This is a genomic window from Rhodanobacter sp. OR87, assembly GCF_000473345.1.
GTDB lineage: Bacteria > Pseudomonadota > Gammaproteobacteria > Xanthomonadales > Rhodanobacteraceae > Rhodanobacter > Rhodanobacter denitrificans.
The window spans coordinates 23536-41111 of record NZ_KI421516.1 but is presented as its reverse complement, the minus strand read 5'-3'; the positions used below and the strand labels follow the sequence as shown (position 1 = coordinate 41111).

17 protein-coding genes are annotated in these 17576 nt (G+C 70.3%); 6 read left to right on the top strand and 11 right to left on the bottom strand.

The genetic code is table 11. The features are described from left to right. Positions 1-97: 97 nt before the first annotated feature. Positions 98-709, bottom strand: coding sequence for an arylesterase (locus RHOOR87_RS0118600; protein WP_007507005.1), 612 nt, complete (start codon positions 707-709; stop codon positions 98-100). On the opposite strand from RHOOR87_RS0118600, the gene RHOOR87_RS0118595 reads away from it, so the two are divergent. The 3 genes from RHOOR87_RS0118595 to RHOOR87_RS0118585 are packed head-to-tail and all read left to right on the top strand — an operon-like array spanning position 708 to position 5063. Beyond that, complete coding sequence (locus RHOOR87_RS0118595) at positions 708-1409, top strand: ATP-binding cassette domain-containing protein (protein WP_015447013.1); 702 nt, start codon at positions 708-710, stop codon at positions 1407-1409. The two genes, RHOOR87_RS0118600 and RHOOR87_RS0118595, sit on opposite strands and share 2 nt — an antisense overlap. Continuing rightward, on the top strand, positions 1406-3889 hold the full coding sequence (locus RHOOR87_RS0118590; protein WP_027485862.1) for an FtsX-like permease family protein: 2484 nt from the start codon (positions 1406-1408) through the stop codon (positions 3887-3889). Before RHOOR87_RS0118595 ends, RHOOR87_RS0118590 begins: the two co-directional genes overlap by 4 nt. A 55-nt stretch (positions 3890-3944) precedes the next feature. Further along, positions 3945-5063, top strand: coding sequence for an SLC13 family permease (locus RHOOR87_RS0118585; protein ID WP_027485861.1), 1119 nt, complete (start codon positions 3945-3947; stop codon positions 5061-5063). A 9-nt stretch (positions 5064-5072) separates the two neighbouring features. Here the strand turns inward: RHOOR87_RS0118585 and RHOOR87_RS0118580 are convergent, their stop codons facing one another. Continuing rightward, entirely contained in the window at positions 5073-5849 is a 777-nt protein-coding gene (locus tag RHOOR87_RS0118580) for a DUF4097 family beta strand repeat-containing protein (RefSeq protein WP_027485860.1), read from the bottom strand. 140 nt (positions 5850-5989) lie between these two features. On the opposite strand from RHOOR87_RS0118580, the gene RHOOR87_RS0118575 reads away from it, so the two are divergent. Then, positions 5990-6484: a hypothetical protein gene (locus tag RHOOR87_RS0118575; RefSeq protein ID WP_015447009.1), complete on the top strand. Its 495-nt coding sequence runs from the start codon at positions 5990-5992 to the stop codon at positions 6482-6484. A 50-nt stretch (positions 6485-6534) separates the two neighbouring features. On the opposite strand, the gene mazG is transcribed toward RHOOR87_RS0118575, so the two are convergent. From mazG to RHOOR87_RS0118550, 5 genes are read right to left on the bottom strand one after another with little or no spacing between them, the layout of a single operon-like run. Beyond that, entirely contained in the window at positions 6535-7347 is an 813-nt protein-coding gene (mazG, locus tag RHOOR87_RS0118570) for a nucleoside triphosphate pyrophosphohydrolase (RefSeq protein ID WP_007507018.1), read from the bottom strand. Continuing rightward, the gene (gene cysQ / locus RHOOR87_RS0118565; RefSeq protein ID WP_027485859.1) at positions 7344-8165 is read right to left on the bottom strand and encodes a 3'(2'),5'-bisphosphate nucleotidase CysQ; all 822 of its coding nucleotides are present in this window, start codon (positions 8163-8165) and stop codon (positions 7344-7346) included. Before cysQ ends, mazG begins: the two co-directional genes overlap by 4 nt. Beyond that, positions 8162-8719 carry an ADP compounds hydrolase NudE gene (nudE, locus tag RHOOR87_RS0118560; RefSeq protein WP_007507022.1) on the bottom strand — a complete coding sequence of 186 codons (558 nt, stop codon included), beginning with the start codon at positions 8717-8719 and terminating at the stop codon, positions 8162-8164. Before nudE ends, cysQ begins: the two co-directional genes overlap by 4 nt. Before the next feature lie 23 nt (positions 8720-8742). Continuing rightward, positions 8743-9519 carry an inositol monophosphatase family protein gene (locus RHOOR87_RS0118555; RefSeq protein WP_007507024.1) on the bottom strand — a complete coding sequence of 259 codons (777 nt, stop codon included), beginning with the start codon at positions 9517-9519 and terminating at the stop codon, positions 8743-8745. A gap of 16 nt (positions 9520-9535) precedes the next feature. Beyond that, positions 9536-10324, bottom strand: coding sequence for a type II secretion system protein N (locus RHOOR87_RS0118550; protein WP_007507026.1), 789 nt, complete (start codon positions 10322-10324; stop codon positions 9536-9538). A gap of 67 nt (positions 10325-10391) precedes the next feature. Here RHOOR87_RS0118550 and RHOOR87_RS0118545 point away from each other — a divergent pair, with 67 nt between their 5' ends. Then, a complete protein-coding gene (locus tag RHOOR87_RS0118545; RefSeq protein WP_027485858.1) occupies positions 10392-11756 on the top strand; it encodes an adenosylmethionine--8-amino-7-oxononanoate transaminase in 1365 nt (454 codons plus the stop codon). A gap of 12 nt (positions 11757-11768) precedes the next feature. Here the strand turns inward: RHOOR87_RS0118545 and RHOOR87_RS0118540 are convergent, their stop codons facing one another. Then, complete coding sequence (locus RHOOR87_RS0118540; protein ID WP_015447005.1) at positions 11769-12074, bottom strand: hypothetical protein; 306 nt, start codon at positions 12072-12074, stop codon at positions 11769-11771. A gap of 180 nt (positions 12075-12254) precedes the next feature. Here RHOOR87_RS0118540 and RHOOR87_RS0118535 point away from each other — a divergent pair, with 180 nt between their 5' ends. Then, a complete protein-coding gene (locus RHOOR87_RS0118535) occupies positions 12255-12989 on the top strand; it encodes a 16S rRNA (uracil(1498)-N(3))-methyltransferase (protein ID WP_015447004.1) in 735 nt (244 codons plus the stop codon). Positions 12990-13009: 20 nt separating this feature from the next. Here the strand turns inward: RHOOR87_RS0118535 and RHOOR87_RS0118530 are convergent, their stop codons facing one another. The 3 genes from RHOOR87_RS0118530 to RHOOR87_RS19525 form a co-directional block, all read right to left on the bottom strand. Then, positions 13010-13528 carry a chemotaxis protein CheW gene (locus RHOOR87_RS0118530; RefSeq protein WP_015447003.1) on the bottom strand — a complete coding sequence of 173 codons (519 nt, stop codon included), beginning with the start codon at positions 13526-13528 and terminating at the stop codon, positions 13010-13012. Further along, entirely contained in the window at positions 13525-15108 is a 1584-nt protein-coding gene (locus RHOOR87_RS0118525) for a chemotaxis protein CheB (RefSeq protein ID WP_027485857.1), read from the bottom strand. The genes RHOOR87_RS0118530 and RHOOR87_RS0118525 overlap by 4 nt, the downstream gene beginning before the upstream one ends. Next, positions 15101-17576: response regulator (locus tag RHOOR87_RS19525; protein ID WP_043796080.1), on the bottom strand; the 2476-nt coding region annotated here is incomplete at its 5' end. The genes RHOOR87_RS0118525 and RHOOR87_RS19525, both read right to left, overlap by 8 nt.

The window sequence follows — 17576 nt, the reverse complement described above, 5'->3', positions numbered from 1 at the left end:
GTCCTTACCTCCGTGCCTTCACATACGTGAAGAGCTAACCGGTGCGCAAGTGACGGCCGCGTGAAAACGGCGCCGGCGGTTCAGAACCGATTCGGTTTCAGCGCAGCAGCGGCCGCAGCGGTTTCCACACGGTATCCAGCACCCGCGGCTGGGCGGCAGCCACCGGATGCAGGCCGTCGGCCTGCATCAGCGCCGGATCGAGCGCCACGCCTTCGAGCAGGAACGGCACCAGCGCGACGTGGCGGCTTTGCGCCAGCTCCGCATAGACCGCGCGCAGCCCGTCGCGGTAGCGCGGGCCGTAGTTCACCGGCAGCTCGATACCGACCAGCAGCACGCGCACCTTCGCTTTTTGCGCCGCCACGACCATCGCGTCCAGATTGTCGCGCAGCGCCGGCAGCGGCAGGCCGCGCAGGCCATCGTTGGCGCCCAGCTCCAGCACCAGCACGGCCGGCCGGTACGTCGCCAGCAGCGCCGGCAGGCGGTGGCGCCCGCTCAGCGAGGTCTCGCCGCTGATGCTGGCATTGATCGCGCGCCACTTCGGTACCATCTGGTTGAGACGCGCATCCAGCAGATGCACCCAGCCGGCCTCGACCGGGATGTTGTGCGCGGCGGACAGCGAGTCACCCAGCACCAGCACGGTTTTCGGCGCCGCCGCCTGGGCGCTGCCGATGCCGCACAGAAAAACCAGCAACCACAGGCACTGACGCATGAGTGATTCTTCCCGGCCGCTTCTTGAAGCCCGCGATGTTAGCAAGTCGGTCAACGGTCCCGAGGGGAGGCTGGAAATCCTCAGCCAGGTCAGCCTGCAGGTGCAGCCGGGCGAGAGCTTCGCCATCGTCGGCGCCTCCGGTTCCGGCAAGACCACCCTGCTCGGCCTGCTGGCCGGGCTGGACACGCCGGACGGCGGCAGCATCGCGCTGGACGGCCATGCCTTGCAGCAGTTGGACGAGGAGGCCCGCGCCGACCTGCGCCGGCGCCTGGTCGGCTTCGTGTTCCAGTCGTTCCACCTGCTGCCCGCGCTCACCGCCGAGGAGAACGTGATGCTGCCGCTGGAACTGGAGGGCAGCAGCGATGCGCGCCAGCGCGCCCGCGCCGCGCTCGACGCGGTGGGCCTGGGCGCGCGGCGGCGACATTATCCGGCCCAGTTGTCCGGCGGCGAGCAGCAGCGCGTGGCGATCGCCCGTGCGTTCGTGCACCGCCCGCGCGTGCTGTTCGCCGACGAACCCACCGGCAACCTCGACCAGCGCACCGGCCACCACGTCTGCGACCTGCTGTTCGCGCTGAACCGCGACCACCACACCACCCTGGTGCTGGTCACCCACGACGCGGCCCTGGCCGCGCGTTGCGACCGCCGGATCGAGCTGGAGGAAGGCCGCGTCGTCTCGACCGGCACGGACGTGCCGGCATGAAGATGCTGCTGCTTGCCCTGCGCAGCCTGCGTCGCGAATGGCACCTGCCGGAACTGCGCACGCTGGCCGCCTCGCTGGTGCTGGCGGTGGTCGCGCTGGGCGTGGTCGCCACGCTGGCGACGCGGATCGAGCGCGGCATGCTGGCCAGCGCCGCCGAACTGATCGGCGGCGACGTCGGCGTGTCGGCGCCGCAGGCCCTGCCGCCGGTATTCGCCGAGCGCGCGCGTCGTAACGGCCTGCAGCTCGCCCGCACCGCCAGCTTTCCCAGCGTGGCGTTCGCCCATGAGCAGACCCAGTTGCTCGACGTGCAGGCGGTCGATGCGCACTATCCGCTGCGCGGCAAGCTGGAGCTGCGCGACGCCGCCGGCCGCACGCGCAACGGCCACGCCCCAGCCGCGGGCGAGGTCTATCTCGACCACCGTGCCCTGGTGGCGCTGGGCCTCCAGGTCGGCCAGCCGCTGCAACTCGGCGGCCGCGAGCTGACCATCGGCGCCGAACTGCTGCGCCAGCCCGACGGCGGCGAGCTGCTGGCGCTGGCGCCGCGCGCGCTGATGAGCCTGGCCGACGCCGAGCAGGCCGGCCTGCTCGGCACCGGCAGCCGTGCCCGCCACCGCCTGCTGCTGGCCGGCGCGCCGGCCGCCGTGCAGGCCTGGCGCGACTGGGCGCAGGCGGCCGCGCTGCCGCAGGGCGCCGAACTGATCACGCCGGAGCAGACCCAGGAGCGCATGCGCACGGCATTCGATCGCGCCGGCGCATTCCTGCGCCTCACCGCCCTGCTGTCAGCCTTGCTCGCCGGCATCGCGATCGCGCTGTCCGCGCAGCGCTACGCGCGGCGCAAGACCGCCGAAGTGGCGCTGCTGCGTGCGCTGGGCACGCCGCGCCGGCGCGTGCTGGGCCTGCTGCTGGGTACGCTGGGCGCGCTCGCCGTGCCGGCCACCGCACTCGGCATGCTGCTCGCGCTGGGCTTGTCGCAGCTGGCCTGGCTGCTGGCCAGCCAGTTGTTCGGCAACGTACCGACCGTGCTGCCGCTGGCGCCGTCGTTCGCCGCCGCCGCGATGGGCGTCGCCGTGCTGATCGGCTTTGCGCTGCCGCCATTGGCGCGGCTGGCCGAGGTGCCGCCGGTGGCGGTGTTCCGCCAGAGCATGCAGCGGCAGGTGCGGCGTTTCGATGCGCTGTACCTGATCCCCGCGCTGGTGGCGCTGGGCCTGATCTGGAGCCAGAGCAGCTCGCTCACCCTGGCCGGCATCCTCGCCGCCAGTCTGCTCGGCGTGGCGCTGATCGCGGCGCTGCTGGCCGGAGCGCTGCTGTGGCTGGCCCGGCGCATTGCACCGGGCGCGCACCCGGCATTGCGGCTGGGCCTGGCCGCGCTGGCACGGCGACCCGCGCTGAGCGTGATCCAGGCCACCGCGCTCAGCCTGGGCCTGTGCGCGCTGCTGTTGCTGGCGATCGTGGCGCCGGCGCTGCTGCAGGGCTGGCGCCAGGAGCTGCCGGCGGATACGCCGAACTGGTTCGCGCTGAACCTGCAGGACGACCAGCGCGCCGGCTTCGGGCAGGCGCTGGCCAACATCGGCGGCGACCAGCTCAACATGCTGCCGCTGGCGGTGGGCAAACTCACCGCGATCAACGGCCGCCCGATCGACCAGCTCGCCTTCGCCGACGAGCGCGCGAAGGATTGGACCGACCGTCAGCTGCGGCTGTCCTGGTCCGCCGAGCTGCCGCCCGCGAACGACGTGATCGCCGGCCGCTGGCCGGGCGCGCAGCCGGCGCAGGCCGAGGTCTCGATCGACACCATGTGGCGCGACATGTTCGCGCTGAAGATCGGCGACACGCTGCGCTTCGACGTGGGCGAAGGCCGCATCGATGCGAAGGTCAGCAGCGTGCGCAAGGTCGACTGGAGTTCGTTCCGGGTCAACTTCTTCCTGCTGCTCGACCCGGCCCACGCCAGCGAGCTGCCGCATACCTGGCTGGCCAGCTTCCACCTGCCGCGCGGGCATGCAACCGGACTGGCGCAACTGTCGCGCGACTACAGCAACCTCAGCCTGGTCGACGTCGACTCGCTGCTCGACCGCGTGCGCGAGATCGTCGATCGCGTGGGCAATGCGGTGCGCTGGATCCTCGGCTTCAGCCTGCTCGCCGGCGCGCTGGTGCTGGCCGCCGCGCTGGCCGCCAGCGCCGCCGAACGCCGCCACGAAGCCGCGCTGCTGCGCACGTTGGGCGCACGCCGCGCGCAGCTGCGCGTGGCCGCCGCCTGCGAGTTCGCCCTGCTCGGCCTGGTCGCCGGCCTCACCGCCGCACTCGGCGCCGCTGGCGCCGGCGTGTGGCTGGGCCAGGCGGTGTTCCACATCGAGCACTTCGTGCCGCCGCTGTGGCCACTGGTCGGCGGTGCCGTCGGCGCCGGACTGGTGGTGATGCTGCTGGGCCTGGCCGGCACCCGCAAGGTCAGCCGCACGCCGCCGATGCGGTTGTTGCGCGAGGGCTGAGCCGGCATCGAAGGACGGGCTGATAAAGTACGTCGACGCCCCACCGGACTTCCCGATGATTGCAAGCCGCACACGACAGCGCCTCAAGGAGGAATGGCTGCTGTGGTTGTTCGCGGCGCTGGCGATCGCGCTGGCGGTGCTCGATCCGCAACCGCTGGCGAGCTACCGGCGCTGGCTGCAGTTGCCCACTCTGGCCGGCATGATGGGCCTGCTGATCGCGATCCAGGGCATCCGCGACAGCGGCCTGGTGCAGCACGCGGCGGTGGCCATGGTGGCACGCGCGCATTCGCTGCGCGGCCTGGGCCTGTTGCTGGTGTCCGCGACGGCGCTGCTGTCGATGGTGCTGACCAACGACGTGAGCCTGTTCCTGATCGTGCCGCTGACCCTGGCGATCGGCGCCGTCTCGAACCTGCCGGTGCTGCGCATGGTGGTGCTGGAGGCGCTGGCGGTGAACGCGGGTTCCACCCTGAGCCCGATCGGCAACCCGCAGAACCTGCTGCTGTGGCAGCACTCGCAACTGCCGTTCCTGCATTTCGCGGCAGCCATGCTGCCGGCTGCGGCGGTGATGTTCGTGCTGGTGGCGGCGTTCACGCTGCTGTGGCTGCCGCGCGATCGCGTGGCGTTGAGCCCGGAACGGATCGACGGCGTGGTGGCTTCAAACCGTCTCGGCACGTGCTCGATGGCCGCGCTGGTCGGCATGGTGCTGCTGATGGAATACGGCCAGGCTCCGCTGGGCGCGCTGCTGTTGCTGGCGCTGTTCGCGCTGCTGGCGCGATCGAGCCTGGCGCGGATCGACTGGCTGCTGCTGCTCACCTTCGCCGCGATCTTCCTGGGCCTGGGCCACTTCGCGAACTTGCCGCTGGTGCACCAGGCGCTGGACCGGCTCGACTTCGGCCAGCCGCTGACGCTGTATGCCAGCGGCATCGTCGCCTCGCAGCTGATCAGCAACGTGCCGGCGACGGTGCTGCTGCTCGAACGCACACCCGACGCGATCGCGCTGGCGGTGGCGGTAAACGTGGGCGGCTTCGGCGTGGCGATCGGTTCGCTGGCGAACCTGATCGCGCTGCGCCTGGCGAAGCAGCCGCATGGCCTGCGGCTGCTGCACCTGGTGTCGATCCCGTTCCTGCTGGTGTGCGCGCCGCTGGTGTATCTGGCCTGGCGCTGGCTGGGTTGACGGCTGCGCTCAATCGTCGTCGTGCGGCACGCTGACCTTGCCCTTCACACCGGAGTGGTTGACGTCGCCGCTGCCCTTGGCGCCGAGGCTGAAATCGCCGCCGACGTCGTTCACCACGAGATCGCCGGAGCCCAGCGTATCGGCGCGCACGCTGCCGCCGACGTGGCGCAGCGTGACGTCGCCGGAGCCGATGCTGCCGATGCGGGCGTCGCCCTTGATGCCATCGGCCTTGAAGTCGCCGGAGCCCACCGAGCCCAGCTCCAGGCTGCCGACGTCGGTGGCGTCGACGTCGCCCGAACCCACGCTGGTGCCGAACTTGCCGGATACCTGGCGCACGTGCAGGTCGCCCGAACCCACGCTGGTCTGCAGTTGCTGCACGCCGCCGACGTCGGCGTCGCCGGAGCCCACGCGCACGGTGACCGGCAGGTTGGCCGGCAGTTGCACGGTGACCTCGAGGCTCGAATAGTTACTGCCGCCGAACAGGCTGAAATTGAAACTGCCGGTGTCGCCGATGTCGATCAGCAACTGGTCGCCTTCACGCCGCTGGGTCACCTGCAGCTTGTCCAGCGCCGCCTGCTCGGAGGCACAGGCGCGGCCGGTGAGGGTGAGACCCCTGGCGCTGTCGCTGCCGGTCAGGTGCAGGTCCTGGCTGTGCACGTCGATCTGCACGCTGCGCACGCCGGCAAGGTCGAGCTGCAGGTTGCGTGGTGCTTCGTACTTGCACGGGTTGGCGGCAAACGCGGCGAACGGGGCGAGCAGCAGGGCTGCGGTAAAAAGACGGCGCATGGAACTCTCCTTGGGGTGGTCGACCCAGCTGGGATGCAGCCGGCGGCAGAAAGGTTGCAAGCATGACGGCATGCATGAACCGGCCAGTCAACGTGCCGGCATCGGCCGCGTTTTCCAGTTTACCTACCGAGGAGACCGCCATGCACCGCAAAACCCTGCTTGCTTCCGCGCTGGCCGTGCTGATCGCCGGATCGAGCGCGCTCGTCATGGCCCAGCAAACGCCACCCCCACCGTCGCCGGCACCCTCCGCGATGGCCGGCAAGGACCTGCGCGCGCATCACAGCGACCGTGACCACGGCATGCGCATGCACCGCTTCGACCATCAGCGCAACGGCGTGATCGGCGACCTGCACGGCCTGGAGCGGCTGTACATGCAGGCCGGCCGCAGCAAGGAGATGGCGTCGATCTACAACGACGTGCTGGCCAGGTCGCAGGATCCGCGCGTGCGCGACTACGTCTACCAGCGCCTGGCCCGCCTGCAGGCGCAGCCGGCCAACGTCGACCAGGCGATCGCCACGCTGCGCAAGGGGCTGGACGAAAACCTGGCCAACGAGGCGAAGAGGCGTGCCGAGCGTGAGAAGATGCGCGCCGCCTGGCAGCAGCGCGCTGGCGAGGCGGCGCCGCCGGCGAAGTAAGTTCGATCGCCAGAGCCACGACGACGCGGTGACCCCGGCCACCGCGTCGTTCAGTGGTTGCCCTCGCCCTGCTTGGCGCGCTGCCACAGCTGTTCCTGCTCGCCCAGCGTGCGTTTGCCAAATGCCGCGCCGTCGGCCGTGGCCAGCTGCTCCATCCGGCGGAAACGCCGTTCGAATTTCCCATTGGCATGCCGCAATGCCTGCGAGAAATCGACCCCGGCATGGCGCGCCAGGTTCACCATCACGAACAGCACGTCGCCGATCTCGTCCTGCAGGCGCGCCGGATCGGCGCCGTTGGCGAACTCCGCGCGTACCTCGTCCACTTCCTCGGCCAGCTTGGCCAGCACCGGCGCGGGATCGGGCCAGGTGAAACCGGTGGCCGCGGCACGCTGCTGCAGCTTCTGCGCGCGCTTCCATTCCGGCAGGCCGCTGGAGATGCCCGCCAATGCGCTGGCGTCGGCCGGCTCGCCCTTGTCCGCGCGCTCGGCCGTCTTGATCGCCTCCCATGCCTGCATCTGCGCCGCCAGGTCGGCGTAGCGCACGTCGCCGAACACGTGCGGGTGGCGGCGCAGCATCTTCGCGCTGATCGCGTGGGCGACGTCGGCGAAATCGAACAGGCCCCGTTCGGAGGCCATCTGCGCGTGGAACACCACCTGCAGCAGCAGGTCGCCGAGCTCGTCGCGCAGGTCGGGCCAGTCGCGGCGGTCGATCGCGTCGGCCACCTCGTAGGCTTCCTCGATGGTGTAGGCCGCGATCGAGGCGAAATCCTGCTGCACGTCCCACGGGCAGCCGCGCTCGGGATCGCGCAGGCGCGCCATGATGGCGAGCAAGTCGTCGAGGCTGTGCCGGGGCGAGTCGCTCATGGCGCCAGCAACCGCGCGGTCCAGTCGATCGTGGTATCGCCGACCGCGACGAACTCGGGGTTCAGCAGCGACTCGCCGCGGTTGTAGCGGAACGGCTGGCCGGCCAGGTCGAGCACCGCGCCGCCGGCCTCCTCCAGCACGCATTGCGCCGCGGCGGTGTCCCATTCGCTGGTGAGGCCCAGGCGCAGGTAGAGGTCCGCCGCGCCACGCGCGATCAGGCAGAACTTCAGCGACGAGCCCAGCGGTATCAGCTGGTAGTCGTCGCCGACCAGTTGCTGCAGCACATCGCCCTGCACGCCGCCGTGCGAACGGCTGCCAGCCACCAGCGCCGGTTGCCGCAGCGGGCGCGCGCGGATGCGTTGCCAGGGATCATCGGCCTGCGCCTGCAGCCAAGCACCCTGCCCCTGCGCGGCGACATACAGCTCGCCGCTGACCGGCGCCAGCACCACGCCCAGCGCGCTGCGGTGGTCATCGATCAGCGCGATGTTGACGGTGAACTCGCCGTTGCGCTTGATGAACTCGCGGGTGCCGTCGAGCGGATCGACCAGCCAGTAGCGCGGCCAGTGCCGGCGCTCGGACCACGGCAAGGCCTTCGCTTCTTCCGACAGCACCGGCAGCACCGGTTCGAGCGCCGCCAGACCGGCCATGATGACCTGCTGGGCGGCCAGGTCGGCAGCGGTCAGCGGCGAGGCATCGGCCTTGGTCTGCACCGCGAAGTCGCCGTGGTAGACGTCGAGAATCGCCGCGCCGGCGGCACGGGCGATCGCACCGACCTGTCGGGCCAGCTCGGGCGGCATGGTTCCGGGCGGCATGCTCATGTGCGCAGGAAGCGCCCGGCGAGATACTCGCGGGCCATGAACAGCGCGGCAATCGAACGCCCCTCGGTCACGTCATCGCGGCCAAGCAGGGTATGCAGTTCGGACATCTTCCACGGCACCACTTCGAGTTCTTCCGGCTCGTCGCCGACCAGTTTCTCGGGGTACAGATCCTGCGCCAGCACCACGTGCGCCATGTGCGTCATGTACGACGGCGACAGCGACAGGTTGTGCAGGATCTTGAGCTTGTGTGCGCCGTAGCCGATCTCTTCCTTCATCTCGCGCTCGGCGCCCTGCTCGGCGGTCTCGTCCTGGTCCAGCCGGCCCTTGGGCAGACCCAGCTCGTAGCGGCCGACGCCACCGCCGTACTCGCGCACCAGCAGCACGGTGTCGTCGTCCAGCATCGGCACGATGATCACCGCGCCCAGGCCGCTGCCTTTCAGGCGTTCGTAGGTGCGGCGCGCACCGTTGGAGAATTCCAGGTCGAGTTGCTCGACGTGCAGGAAGTGGCTGTCGCTGACGTCGCGCGTGGCGTGGATGATCGGTAGTTTGCGCATCCGGCGATTCTAACCTCTGCCGTTCAGCGCCGCAGGCGCTGCAGGGCCTGTGCATGGATCGCCGGCGTGCCGGCCAGTACGCTGGTCGTGTCCAGCGTCGGCGGCGCGCCGTCCAGGTCGGTGAACACGCCGCCGGCCTCGCGCACGATCACCGCCAGCGCAGCGATGTCGAGGATGTTCACGTCCGACTCGATCACCAGGTCCAGGCTGCCGCGCGCCAGCAGGTGGTAGTGGCAGAAATCGCCGTAGCCGCGGATCCGGTTGCTGTCGCGGATCAGCGCGCCCAATGCGTCCCAGCGGCTGTCACCGGTGAGCGTCTTGACGTTGCCGGTGGAGATCGAGGCTTGCGCCAGGCGCGCCGTGTCCGCCACGCGCACGCGCTCGCCCTCGAACCACGCGCCATTGCCGGCGCTGGCCCACATCGTCTCGCCGTAGACCGGCGCGCTGGACACGCCGAGCACCAGCTCGTCGCCGTCCATCAGCGCGATCTGGGTGGAGAAGAACGGCGTGCGGCGCACGAAGCTCTTGGTGCCGTCGAGTGGATCGACCAGCCACAGCAGGCCGCCGCGTTCGCCGTCCAGGCCATACTCCTCGCCGTAGATCGACGCCTGCGGCAGCGCCATCTGGAGAACCCGCCGGATCGCCTGCTCGGCCTCACGGTCGGCGATCGTCACCGGCGTGGCGTCGGACTTCAGCTCCACCTCGACGCCGCGCCGCCAGTAGTGTTCGATCACCTCGGCGGCAGCGGCGGCGGCCTCGCGTGCGGCCGTCAGGGCCGTGGCGGCGATATCCGGATTCATGCTCGTCTCGCGTCCTTCAGTTCGTGGATGGGGCCGGCGCGCTGCCGGCCAGTCCGCCGCGGCGCTGGAGGCGCACGCTGCCGTCGGCCGCCGGCGGGCCCAGCCTGGCCAGCCAGCGGCGCAGGGCCGGGTCAGTCTGTCGGGCGCGCAGCGTCGCGTCCAGTCGCCAGCCAAGCGGGCTCAGCTGCAGTTCGCCATCGGCGTGCAGCGGGCCGTGCCCGTCGTCGTGCAGTTGCGCCCGGATCACCCCGCCCTGCGCGCTCGCCTGTGCCTGCAGCATGCCCAGCGCCACGTCGCCGTCCTGCGTCGTGTGCATGAGTGCCTGCGGCCATTGCGCCTGCGCCTGCAGTTGCATGGGCCAGCCGCCCTGCAGCAGGGCGTGGCCGATCGTCACTTGCAGTTCGCCGCGCGGCTGCCCCCATGGCGGCATCGCGGCATGGGTCCATGCCGCGAGCTCCGCACGCACGCTCGCGTTGCTCACTTCGACCTGGCCGTCCGGCAGCCGCCGCACTCCGCCGGAAAACGCGAGTCGAGGCCCTTCGAACTGCAACTGCAGCCGCACCTGGCCGAGCATGGCCCGACGCGACAATCGCCACTGCAGTCGCCCCAGCGCCTGTCCGTCGGCGGCCACCACCTCGTCGGCCCGGCCATGCCACAACGTGCCCTGCACCTGCTGCAGCTGCAGTCCGTGCAGTTGCGGCTCGATCCATGGCATCGCCCAGCGTGCCGGCAGGAACCACAGCAGCACGGCGGCGGCCAGCGCCAGCACACCGAGGCCGATCAGGCATTTACGCAGTGGCTTCAAGCATCGATTCCCGGGATGAGCGATGTGCGGGCTTGAGCGCCCGTCGTGCAGCGTCGATGATAGCCGGATGAACAACTCCGCAAGCGGCAACGCCGCGCTCGCCGCGCGCGACCTGCGACACGTCTGGCACCCCTGCACGCAGATGCACGACCACGAGAGCGTGCCGATGGTGCCGATCGTGCGCGGCGAAGGCGCCTGGCTGATCGACGCCGACGGCCGGCGCTACCTGGACGGCATCAGTTCGTGGTGGACCAACCTGTTCGGCCACGCCAACCCGCGCCTCGCCGCCGCGCTCGCCGAGCAGGCGCGCACGCTGGAACACGTGATCTTCGCCGGCTTCACCCACGAACCGGCGATCGAACTGGCCGAGGAACTGGTGCGGATCACGCCGCCCGGGCTGGATCGCGTGTTCTACGCCGACAACGGCTCGGCGGCGATCGAGGTGGCGCTGAAGATGAGCTTCCACTACTGGCTCAACCAGGGCCATGGCGAGAAGACCCGCTTCATCGCGCTGACCGGCAGCTATCACGGCGAGACACTGGGCGCGCTGTCGGTGAGCGACGTGGCGCTGTATCGCAAGACCTACGCACCGCTGCTGCTGACGCCGTTCCTGGCGCCGTCGCCGGATGCGTACGAAGGCGAACCCGGCGAGTCACCGGAACAGACGGCCAAACGCCGCCTCGGCGAACTGCGCACGCTGCTGGAACGGCACGCACACGAAACCTGTGCGGTGATCGTCGAGCCGCTGGTGCAATGCGCCGGCGGCATGCGCATGTATCACCCCGGTTACCTCAGCGGCCTGCGTGCGCTGTGCGACGAGTTCGCGGTGCACTTCATCGCCGACGAGATCGCGGTGGGCTTCGGCCGCACCGGCACGCTGTTTGCCTGCGAACAGGCGGCGGTGACGCCGGATTTCATGTGCCTGTCGAAGGGGCTCACTGGCGGCACCCTGCCGCTGTCGGCGGTGCTTACCCGCGACGTGGTCTACCAGGCGTTCTACGCCGAGTACAACGCCGGCAAGGCGTTCCTGCATTCGCACAGCTACACCGGCAACCCGCTGGCCTGCCGGGTCGCGCTGGAGACGCTGGCGATCTTCCGCGACGAGCCGGTGCTGGAACGCAACCGCCAGCTGGCCGTCCACCTGGCCCGCCGGCTGCAGCCGCTGCGCGCGCATCCGCACGTTGCCGACGTGCGCCAGACCGGCCTGATCGCGGCGATCGAGCTGGTTGCCGACAAGGCCAGCCGGCGACCGTACCCTGCCGCTGAACGGCGCGGCCTGCGCGTCTACCTGCACGGCCTGCAGCACGGCGCGCTGCTGCGCCCGCTGGGCAACGTGGTGTATTTCATGCCGCCCTACGTGGTCAGCGAAGCCGAGATCGACCAGTTGGTCGACACCGCGATCGCCGGGATCGAGCGCGCCGTCGCGGACTGAACCCGGCGCGGCTCAGTGCCCGTGGACCGTGATGCGGGGGTCGAGCTTCTGCAGCGCCCGGCCCAGTTCGGGCTCGCCCGTGCGCTGCAGGTCCTGCTGGCTGTAGCTGCGTCCGTTCACCGGCAGGCACTGTCCCTTCTTCGCCGGAATATGGCTGCCGGTCTCGCGGATGCAGTTGTGGTCGTCCGCTCGGGCGGCCCGTTGCTGGCCGGATGATGCGGCGGAGGGCGGTGAATTCGGCGAATCCTGTGCCAGCAGCATGGTGCTTGCGCCGCTGCCTGCCAGCAGCATGGCGGAAACGAAAACGAACCTGGACATGGAGCCTCCGGCTCGCAGATACGGATGCGGCGAGCGCGCATGGGGAGTGCGATCCATGTTGATACGACGCGGCAACAGGAGCAAGCGGCGGCGCCCGGCGGTCTCACGCCCGTTCATCCGCGGGCATGGCAGGCGTGAGCCGCGCTATGCTGGGCGGCCGTCCAGACCCAACCCGCTCCGATGCGCACGATCCGTATCCACGTCGACCAGCCGCTCGTCGTCTGCGCCGAACCGAACCTGCCGCCACAAGCCGCCGAACACGTGGGGCGCGTGCTGCGCATGAACCCCGGCGACCCGCTCACCCTGTTCAACGGTGACGGCCACGACTACGCCGCGGTCATCCTCACGGTGGGCAAGCGCGAGGTGGCCGTCAGGGTCGAGTCCAAGCAGGCCTTGCGGAACGAGTCGCCACTGCCGCTGACCCTGGCCCAGGGCGTCGCCCGCGGCGAGAAGATGGACCTGATCGTGCAGAAGGCGACCGAGCTGGGGGTGGCGCGCATCGTGCCGCTGCTGACCGAACGCTCGGAAGTGAGGCTGGACGCGGCCCGCGCGGAAAAACGGCTGGCGCACTGGCGCGCGGTGGTGGCCAGCGCCTGCGAGCAGAGCGGCCGCGCACGCCTGCCCGAGGTCACCCCGGCGCTGCCGCTGGCGGCGTGGCTGGGCAGTCTGGCCGACGACGGCACGCTGCGCCTGGCCCTGCTGCCGGAAGCCGACCGCTCGCCGCGCCAGCTGCAATTCGGCCCGGCCGGCGGCCTGCTGGTGGTCGGCCCGGAGGGTGGCCTGGGCGAACGCGATGTCGACGCACTCAGCGCCGCCGGTTTCGAGGGCCTGCGGCTGGGGCCGCGCATCCTGCGCACCGAGACGGCGGGGCTGGCCGCGCTGGCGGCGCTGCAGGCGCTGCACGGCGACGGTTAGACGCGCCGCCCGGCGGGGTTTCAGTCTTCCGAATCGAACGAACTGGACGATGCCGCCGATGCCGCCGGCTCGGCGGCATCGAGCAGTTCCAGCAGGGTGGCCTCGATCCATTCCAGGTCGGGGATCATCGCCACATCGTCGCGTACCAGCACGTGCGCGCGCACGCCCGGCGGCAGCGGCTTGCCGTCGTGGGTGGGAATGATCAGCTCCGCGTTCAGCGTGGTCAGGCGCGGGAAACCCTGGGTCAGCACGGCGATGAACGGCAGTTTCGGATGGCCGCCGAGCGCCTTCAGCACGGCCACGCGCACGCTCAGCTCGGCGTCGCCTTCCTCGGTACCGGCCAGTTCGGTGAACGACACCAGCGGCACGCGCCAGCCGCGCCAGGCGATCCGGCCGAGCAGCCAGGCAGGCGCACCGGCCACCGGCTCGGGCGTGCTCTGGGTGATCACCTCGGCGATGGTGGCGTTGGGCAGCAACAGGCGCAGGTTGCCTACCGGCACCAGGACGCAGCGGATTTCACGCGGCAGCGGATCACTCATGGAAACACCTCGATCAGGTGCGCCGCCAGCTCGGACGGCGTACCGGAGAAACTGACCAGTCGTTCGGCAAAGATGCCGCTGACCATGTCGGCGAAATGCTCGCCGGATGACGACTCCACCCAGACCTGCCCGCCGCGATCGTGGACCGCCTGCGCGCCGGCCACGGCGTCGTTGCCGCGCCCGGCGAACACGATGGCCAGCGCGTCGCGGCCGAACGCATTCGCGGCCATGGTCAGACTGGCGTCGATCGACGGCTCCGGCGGCGCATCGGCGTCGTTCGCCTGCAGTTCGATGTTGCCGTCACGGCGCAACCGCACCTGCTGCCCGGCCGGCACCAAGAGCACCTCGCCGGGCTTGGCGCGACCGGCCTTGGCCAGTCGCACCGGCAGCGCACAGTTCGCGGAAAACTCCGCCACCAGCGACGCATCCGACTGCCGGCCCAGATGCTGGGTGAGCAGGAAGGTCTGCCGGGTCGACGCCGGCAGCGCGGCCAGAAAGGTGCATACCGCGTCGATGCCGTCGGTGGCGGCGCCGAGCAGCACCACCTTGCTCAATGCGCCACTGAGGTCGTCCAGCACCATCTCGTGTTCATGTTCGTGCTCGTGCACGTACGCCTGCGGCGCGATGGCTTCCTCCATCGACACCAGTTCGAGGCTCATGCGCGGCTGGACGTCGGCGGCGACCGCCTCGACATCGGGCGCAAGAAAGTCGGCAGCGCTCAGCTTCTGGATCCCGAACACCTGGGCATCAAGCCTTTCCGGAGTCTCCGGCGCGGCATCGTCGTCGACCAGCGCCCAGCCCTCCGGAGCGTCCACCGGCGCTGCGCCGACGGCCGCTGCCGGCGCTGCCGCCGAAGCCGGCGCGATGGCGACCGCGGCGTCGGTCAGCGACGACAATGGCGAAGGGTCCGCCTGGAACGCCGCCGGCGGCGCACCGAAGTTCCCGTCATGCAGGGACGGCGGCTCCTCGTCGTCGACGAAACGCAGGCCCGGACCAGCTGACACGTCGTCATCGGCCGGCAGTTCGCCGGAGGCCAGCAGCGCTTCCAGCTCCGCCGCCAGACTTTCCGATTCCGCCGCCGCGATCTGCCCGCGCTGACCGTCGGGGTCCTCATGCGCCGGAAAAGCGGATTCCGTGCCGGGATCGGCTGCCGTGCCGGGATCGGCCGCCATGACGGGTTCGACCGCCGCCGTTTGCGCCGGCGCCTCGACGCCGGGGGCGCCGCCCGGTCGCGGCGGGTCGATGTCGCCCTCCGCCAGTACCTTGACCGCCAGGTGACGCGCCCAGCGGGCACGATCCCAGCCGACCAGCGCGCGGCTGGCTTGCGCGTCGTTGAAGACCACTCGCGGGCGATCGGCGTCGATCACCTCGTAGAGGCGATCAAGTGCGTCGTCCGCGCTGTCGTCCAGGTTGACCACCAGCACGTCGACGCCGACCTGCTGCAGCAACTCGCGACTGAGGCTGGCGACGCCGCCTTCGTGCACGATCCGGGCGCCGCGCTCGTGCAGCGCCTCGCGCAACTGGCTGCCCAGTTCGGTGTCGTCGAACAGCAGGGCCACCGCAGGAGCCGTGTCAGTCATGAACCGGCTCCACTGCACGCTGTTCCAGCACCTCCCCGATCTGCACCAGCAACTCGGCCTCCTGGTACGGTTTGCCGAGATAGCGGTCCACCCCGATGTCGAACGCACGCTGGCGGTGTTTGTCGCCGCTGCGCGAGGTGATCATGATGATCGGCACCTCGCGCAACCGCGGATCGGCCTTCATGTGGGTCGCCAGCTCGTAACCGTCCATGCGCGGCATCTCGATGTCCAGCAGCATCAGGTCCGGCACGCGCTCGTGCAGTTTCTCCAGTGCATCGACGCCGTCCTTCGCCGTGCTGACCTCGTACTCGTGACGCTCCAGCACGCGGCTGGTGACCTTGCGCATGGTGATCGAGTCGTCCACCACCATCACCAGCGGCTTCGTCGCCACTTCCTCGACCACCGGCGCCTGGACCGCGCTGAGGCCTTCGGCCAGGCGCTGTTCGCGCCGGATCATGCCGTGGCGAACCAGCGGCGCCAGGTCGAGAATGATCAGCACCGAACCGTCGCCCATGATGGTCGCGCCGAGCAGGCCCGGCACCGAGCTGATCTGCGGGCCGACCGACTTGACCACGATCTCGCGCGAACCGAGCACCGCGTCGATGCGGATCGCCGCACGCAGGTCGCCGGCGCGGGTCAGCAGCAGCGGCTGCTGCTCGTCCTCGGTCGGCAGGCCCGGCGGCAGGCCCAGCAATTCGGCCAGGTCGTGGATGCCGTACGCCTCGTTGCCGTACTGGAACGAGGGTTCGTCCTCGGCCATCAGCGCCGTCAGGTCGTCCGGATTGACCCGCGCCACGCCCTGCACCGAGGTCATCGGGATCGCGAACGTGGCCTCGCCGATGCGCACCAGGATGGCCTGGGTCACCGCGAGGGTGAACGGCAGGCGCAGGACGAAGGTGGTCCCCTTGCCTTCTTCGGACTCGATCGACAGCGAACCGCCTAGCTGCTTGATCTCGTTCGCCACCACGTCCATGCCGACGCCGCGACCGGCCAGCTGGGTCACCTGGCTGGCGGTGGAGAAGCCGGTCTGCGTGATCAGCGAGAGCAGCTGGTTGTCGGTCGGCCGGGTCTCGGCGCGCAGCAGGCCGCGTTCGACGCCGCGCTTGCGGATCGCCTCGCGGTTCAGGCCGCGACCGTCGTCGCTGACCCGGATCACAACTTCGGTGGCCTCGCGCGCGACCGTGATGTTCACCACGCCCTCGACCGGCTTGCCGGCCTTGCGCCGTTCGGCCGGGGTCTCGATACCGTGCGCGATCGCGTTGCGCAGCATGTGCTCGAACGGCGCCTTGATGCGGTCGAGCAGGTTGCGGTCCATTTCGCCGTGGGCGCCGTCCACGTGGAGCTGGGCGTGCTTGCCCTGCTCCTGCGCGGCCTGGCGCAGCGTGCGGCGCAGGTTCGGCACCATCGTGTCGAACGGCAGCATGCGCGTGCGCAGCAGGCCGTCCTGCAGTTCGGTACTGACCCGCGACTGCTGGATCAGCAGGGTCTCGGCCTGGCGGGTCAGCTCGTCCAGCATGTTCTGGATCGACACCAGATCGGATACCGACTCGGCCAGTGCACGCGAGTACTGCTGCAGCTGCGAGTAGCGGTCGAGCTCGAGCGGATCGAACGCCGCCATGCCCGCCTCGCGATGCTCGCGCTGGAAGCGCGCGATGATCTGCGCCTCGGTCTCGATTTCCAGCATGCGCAGCTGACTGCGCAGGCGCGCCACGGTCTGTTCCAGTTCGACCAGGTTGAAGCGGTAGCCGGCGACCTGCTGTTCCAGCCGCGAACGGTAGATCGCCACTTCGCCGGCATGGCTCACCAGATTGTCGAGCAGGTCGGCGCGAACGCGGATCTGCTCCTGCGAGGAGCGCACTTCCTCCTCCGTCTCCGGCATCAGTTCGGGCAGCCCGAGCTCACCTGCCGCGGGAACCGCCGGCGACGGCGCGGCCGCAACCGGCGCCGGCATCGCGGCCGCCATCGGCACCAGGTCGTCGGCCAGCGTCGTTTCGCCCGCCAGCGCCAGCAACTGGTCGATCATCGCCCGCGGGTAATCAATCGCCCGATCCTGTGCCACCTGCTGCACCAGGGCGTGCAACTGGTCGAAGCTGGCCTCCAGCGCGGCGATCAGCGACCCGGTCTTCGACGTATCGCGGATCGGCTTCTCCAGCAGGGTCTCGATCGCGTGGCTGAGATCGCCCACCGCAGCCAGGCCGGCAATGCGCGCACCGCCCTTCAGGGTATGCAGGTCGCGCTGCAGCTCCGGCACGTGCGCCAGTTCGGCCGGCTCGGCATGCCACTGGGCCAGCACGTCGTCGGCGTGGTCGAGGATCTCGCGTGCCTCGTCGATGAAGACTTCCAGCAGGTCGGCGTCGATCTGGCCGGAACCGGCCAGGGCATACGTGGGCTCCGGCGGCGTCGCGGCGTCCGCTTCCTCCGTAGCACGGCTCGCCGCGGCCTGCTCGGCGGCCAGCTTCTCCGCTGCG

What these genes read in the sequence shown, in the direction of transcription:
- RHOOR87_RS0118595 (WP_015447013.1), top strand. Translation starts at nt 708, where the DNA reads ATGAGTGATTCTTCCCGGCCGCTTCTTGAAGCCCGCGATGTTAGCAAG.
- RHOOR87_RS0118600 (WP_007507005.1), bottom strand. Translation starts at nt 709, where the DNA reads ATGCGTCAGTGCCTGTGGTTGCTGGTTTTTCTGTGCGGCATCGGCAGC.
- RHOOR87_RS0118590 (WP_027485862.1), top strand. Translation starts at nt 1,406, where the DNA reads ATGAAGATGCTGCTGCTTGCCCTGCGCAGCCTGCGTCGCGAATGGCAC.
- RHOOR87_RS0118585 (WP_027485861.1), top strand. Translation starts at nt 3,945, where the DNA reads ATGATTGCAAGCCGCACACGACAGCGCCTCAAGGAGGAATGGCTGCTG.
- RHOOR87_RS0118580 (WP_027485860.1), bottom strand. Translation starts at nt 5,849, where the DNA reads ATGCGCCGTCTTTTTACCGCAGCCCTGCTGCTCGCCCCGTTCGCCGCG.
- RHOOR87_RS0118575 (WP_015447009.1), top strand. Translation starts at nt 5,990, where the DNA reads ATGCACCGCAAAACCCTGCTTGCTTCCGCGCTGGCCGTGCTGATCGCC.
- mazG (WP_007507018.1), bottom strand. Translation starts at nt 7,347, where the DNA reads ATGAGCGACTCGCCCCGGCACAGCCTCGACGACTTGCTCGCCATCATG.
- cysQ (WP_027485859.1), bottom strand. Translation starts at nt 8,165, where the DNA reads ATGAGCATGCCGCCCGGAACCATGCCGCCCGAGCTGGCCCGACAGGTC.
- nudE (WP_007507022.1), bottom strand. Translation starts at nt 8,719, where the DNA reads ATGCGCAAACTACCGATCATCCACGCCACGCGCGACGTCAGCGACAGC.
- RHOOR87_RS0118555 (WP_007507024.1), bottom strand. Translation starts at nt 9,519, where the DNA reads ATGAATCCGGATATCGCCGCCACGGCCCTGACGGCCGCACGCGAGGCC.
- RHOOR87_RS0118545 (WP_027485858.1), top strand. Translation starts at nt 10,392, where the DNA reads ATGAACAACTCCGCAAGCGGCAACGCCGCGCTCGCCGCGCGCGACCTG.
- RHOOR87_RS0118540 (WP_015447005.1), bottom strand. Translation starts at nt 12,074, where the DNA reads ATGTCCAGGTTCGTTTTCGTTTCCGCCATGCTGCTGGCAGGCAGCGGC.
- RHOOR87_RS0118535 (WP_015447004.1), top strand. Translation starts at nt 12,255, where the DNA reads ATGCGCACGATCCGTATCCACGTCGACCAGCCGCTCGTCGTCTGCGCC.
- RHOOR87_RS0118530 (WP_015447003.1), bottom strand. Translation starts at nt 13,528, where the DNA reads ATGAGTGATCCGCTGCCGCGTGAAATCCGCTGCGTCCTGGTGCCGGTA.
- RHOOR87_RS0118525 (WP_027485857.1), bottom strand. Translation starts at nt 15,108, where the DNA reads ATGACTGACACGGCTCCTGCGGTGGCCCTGCTGTTCGACGACACCGAA.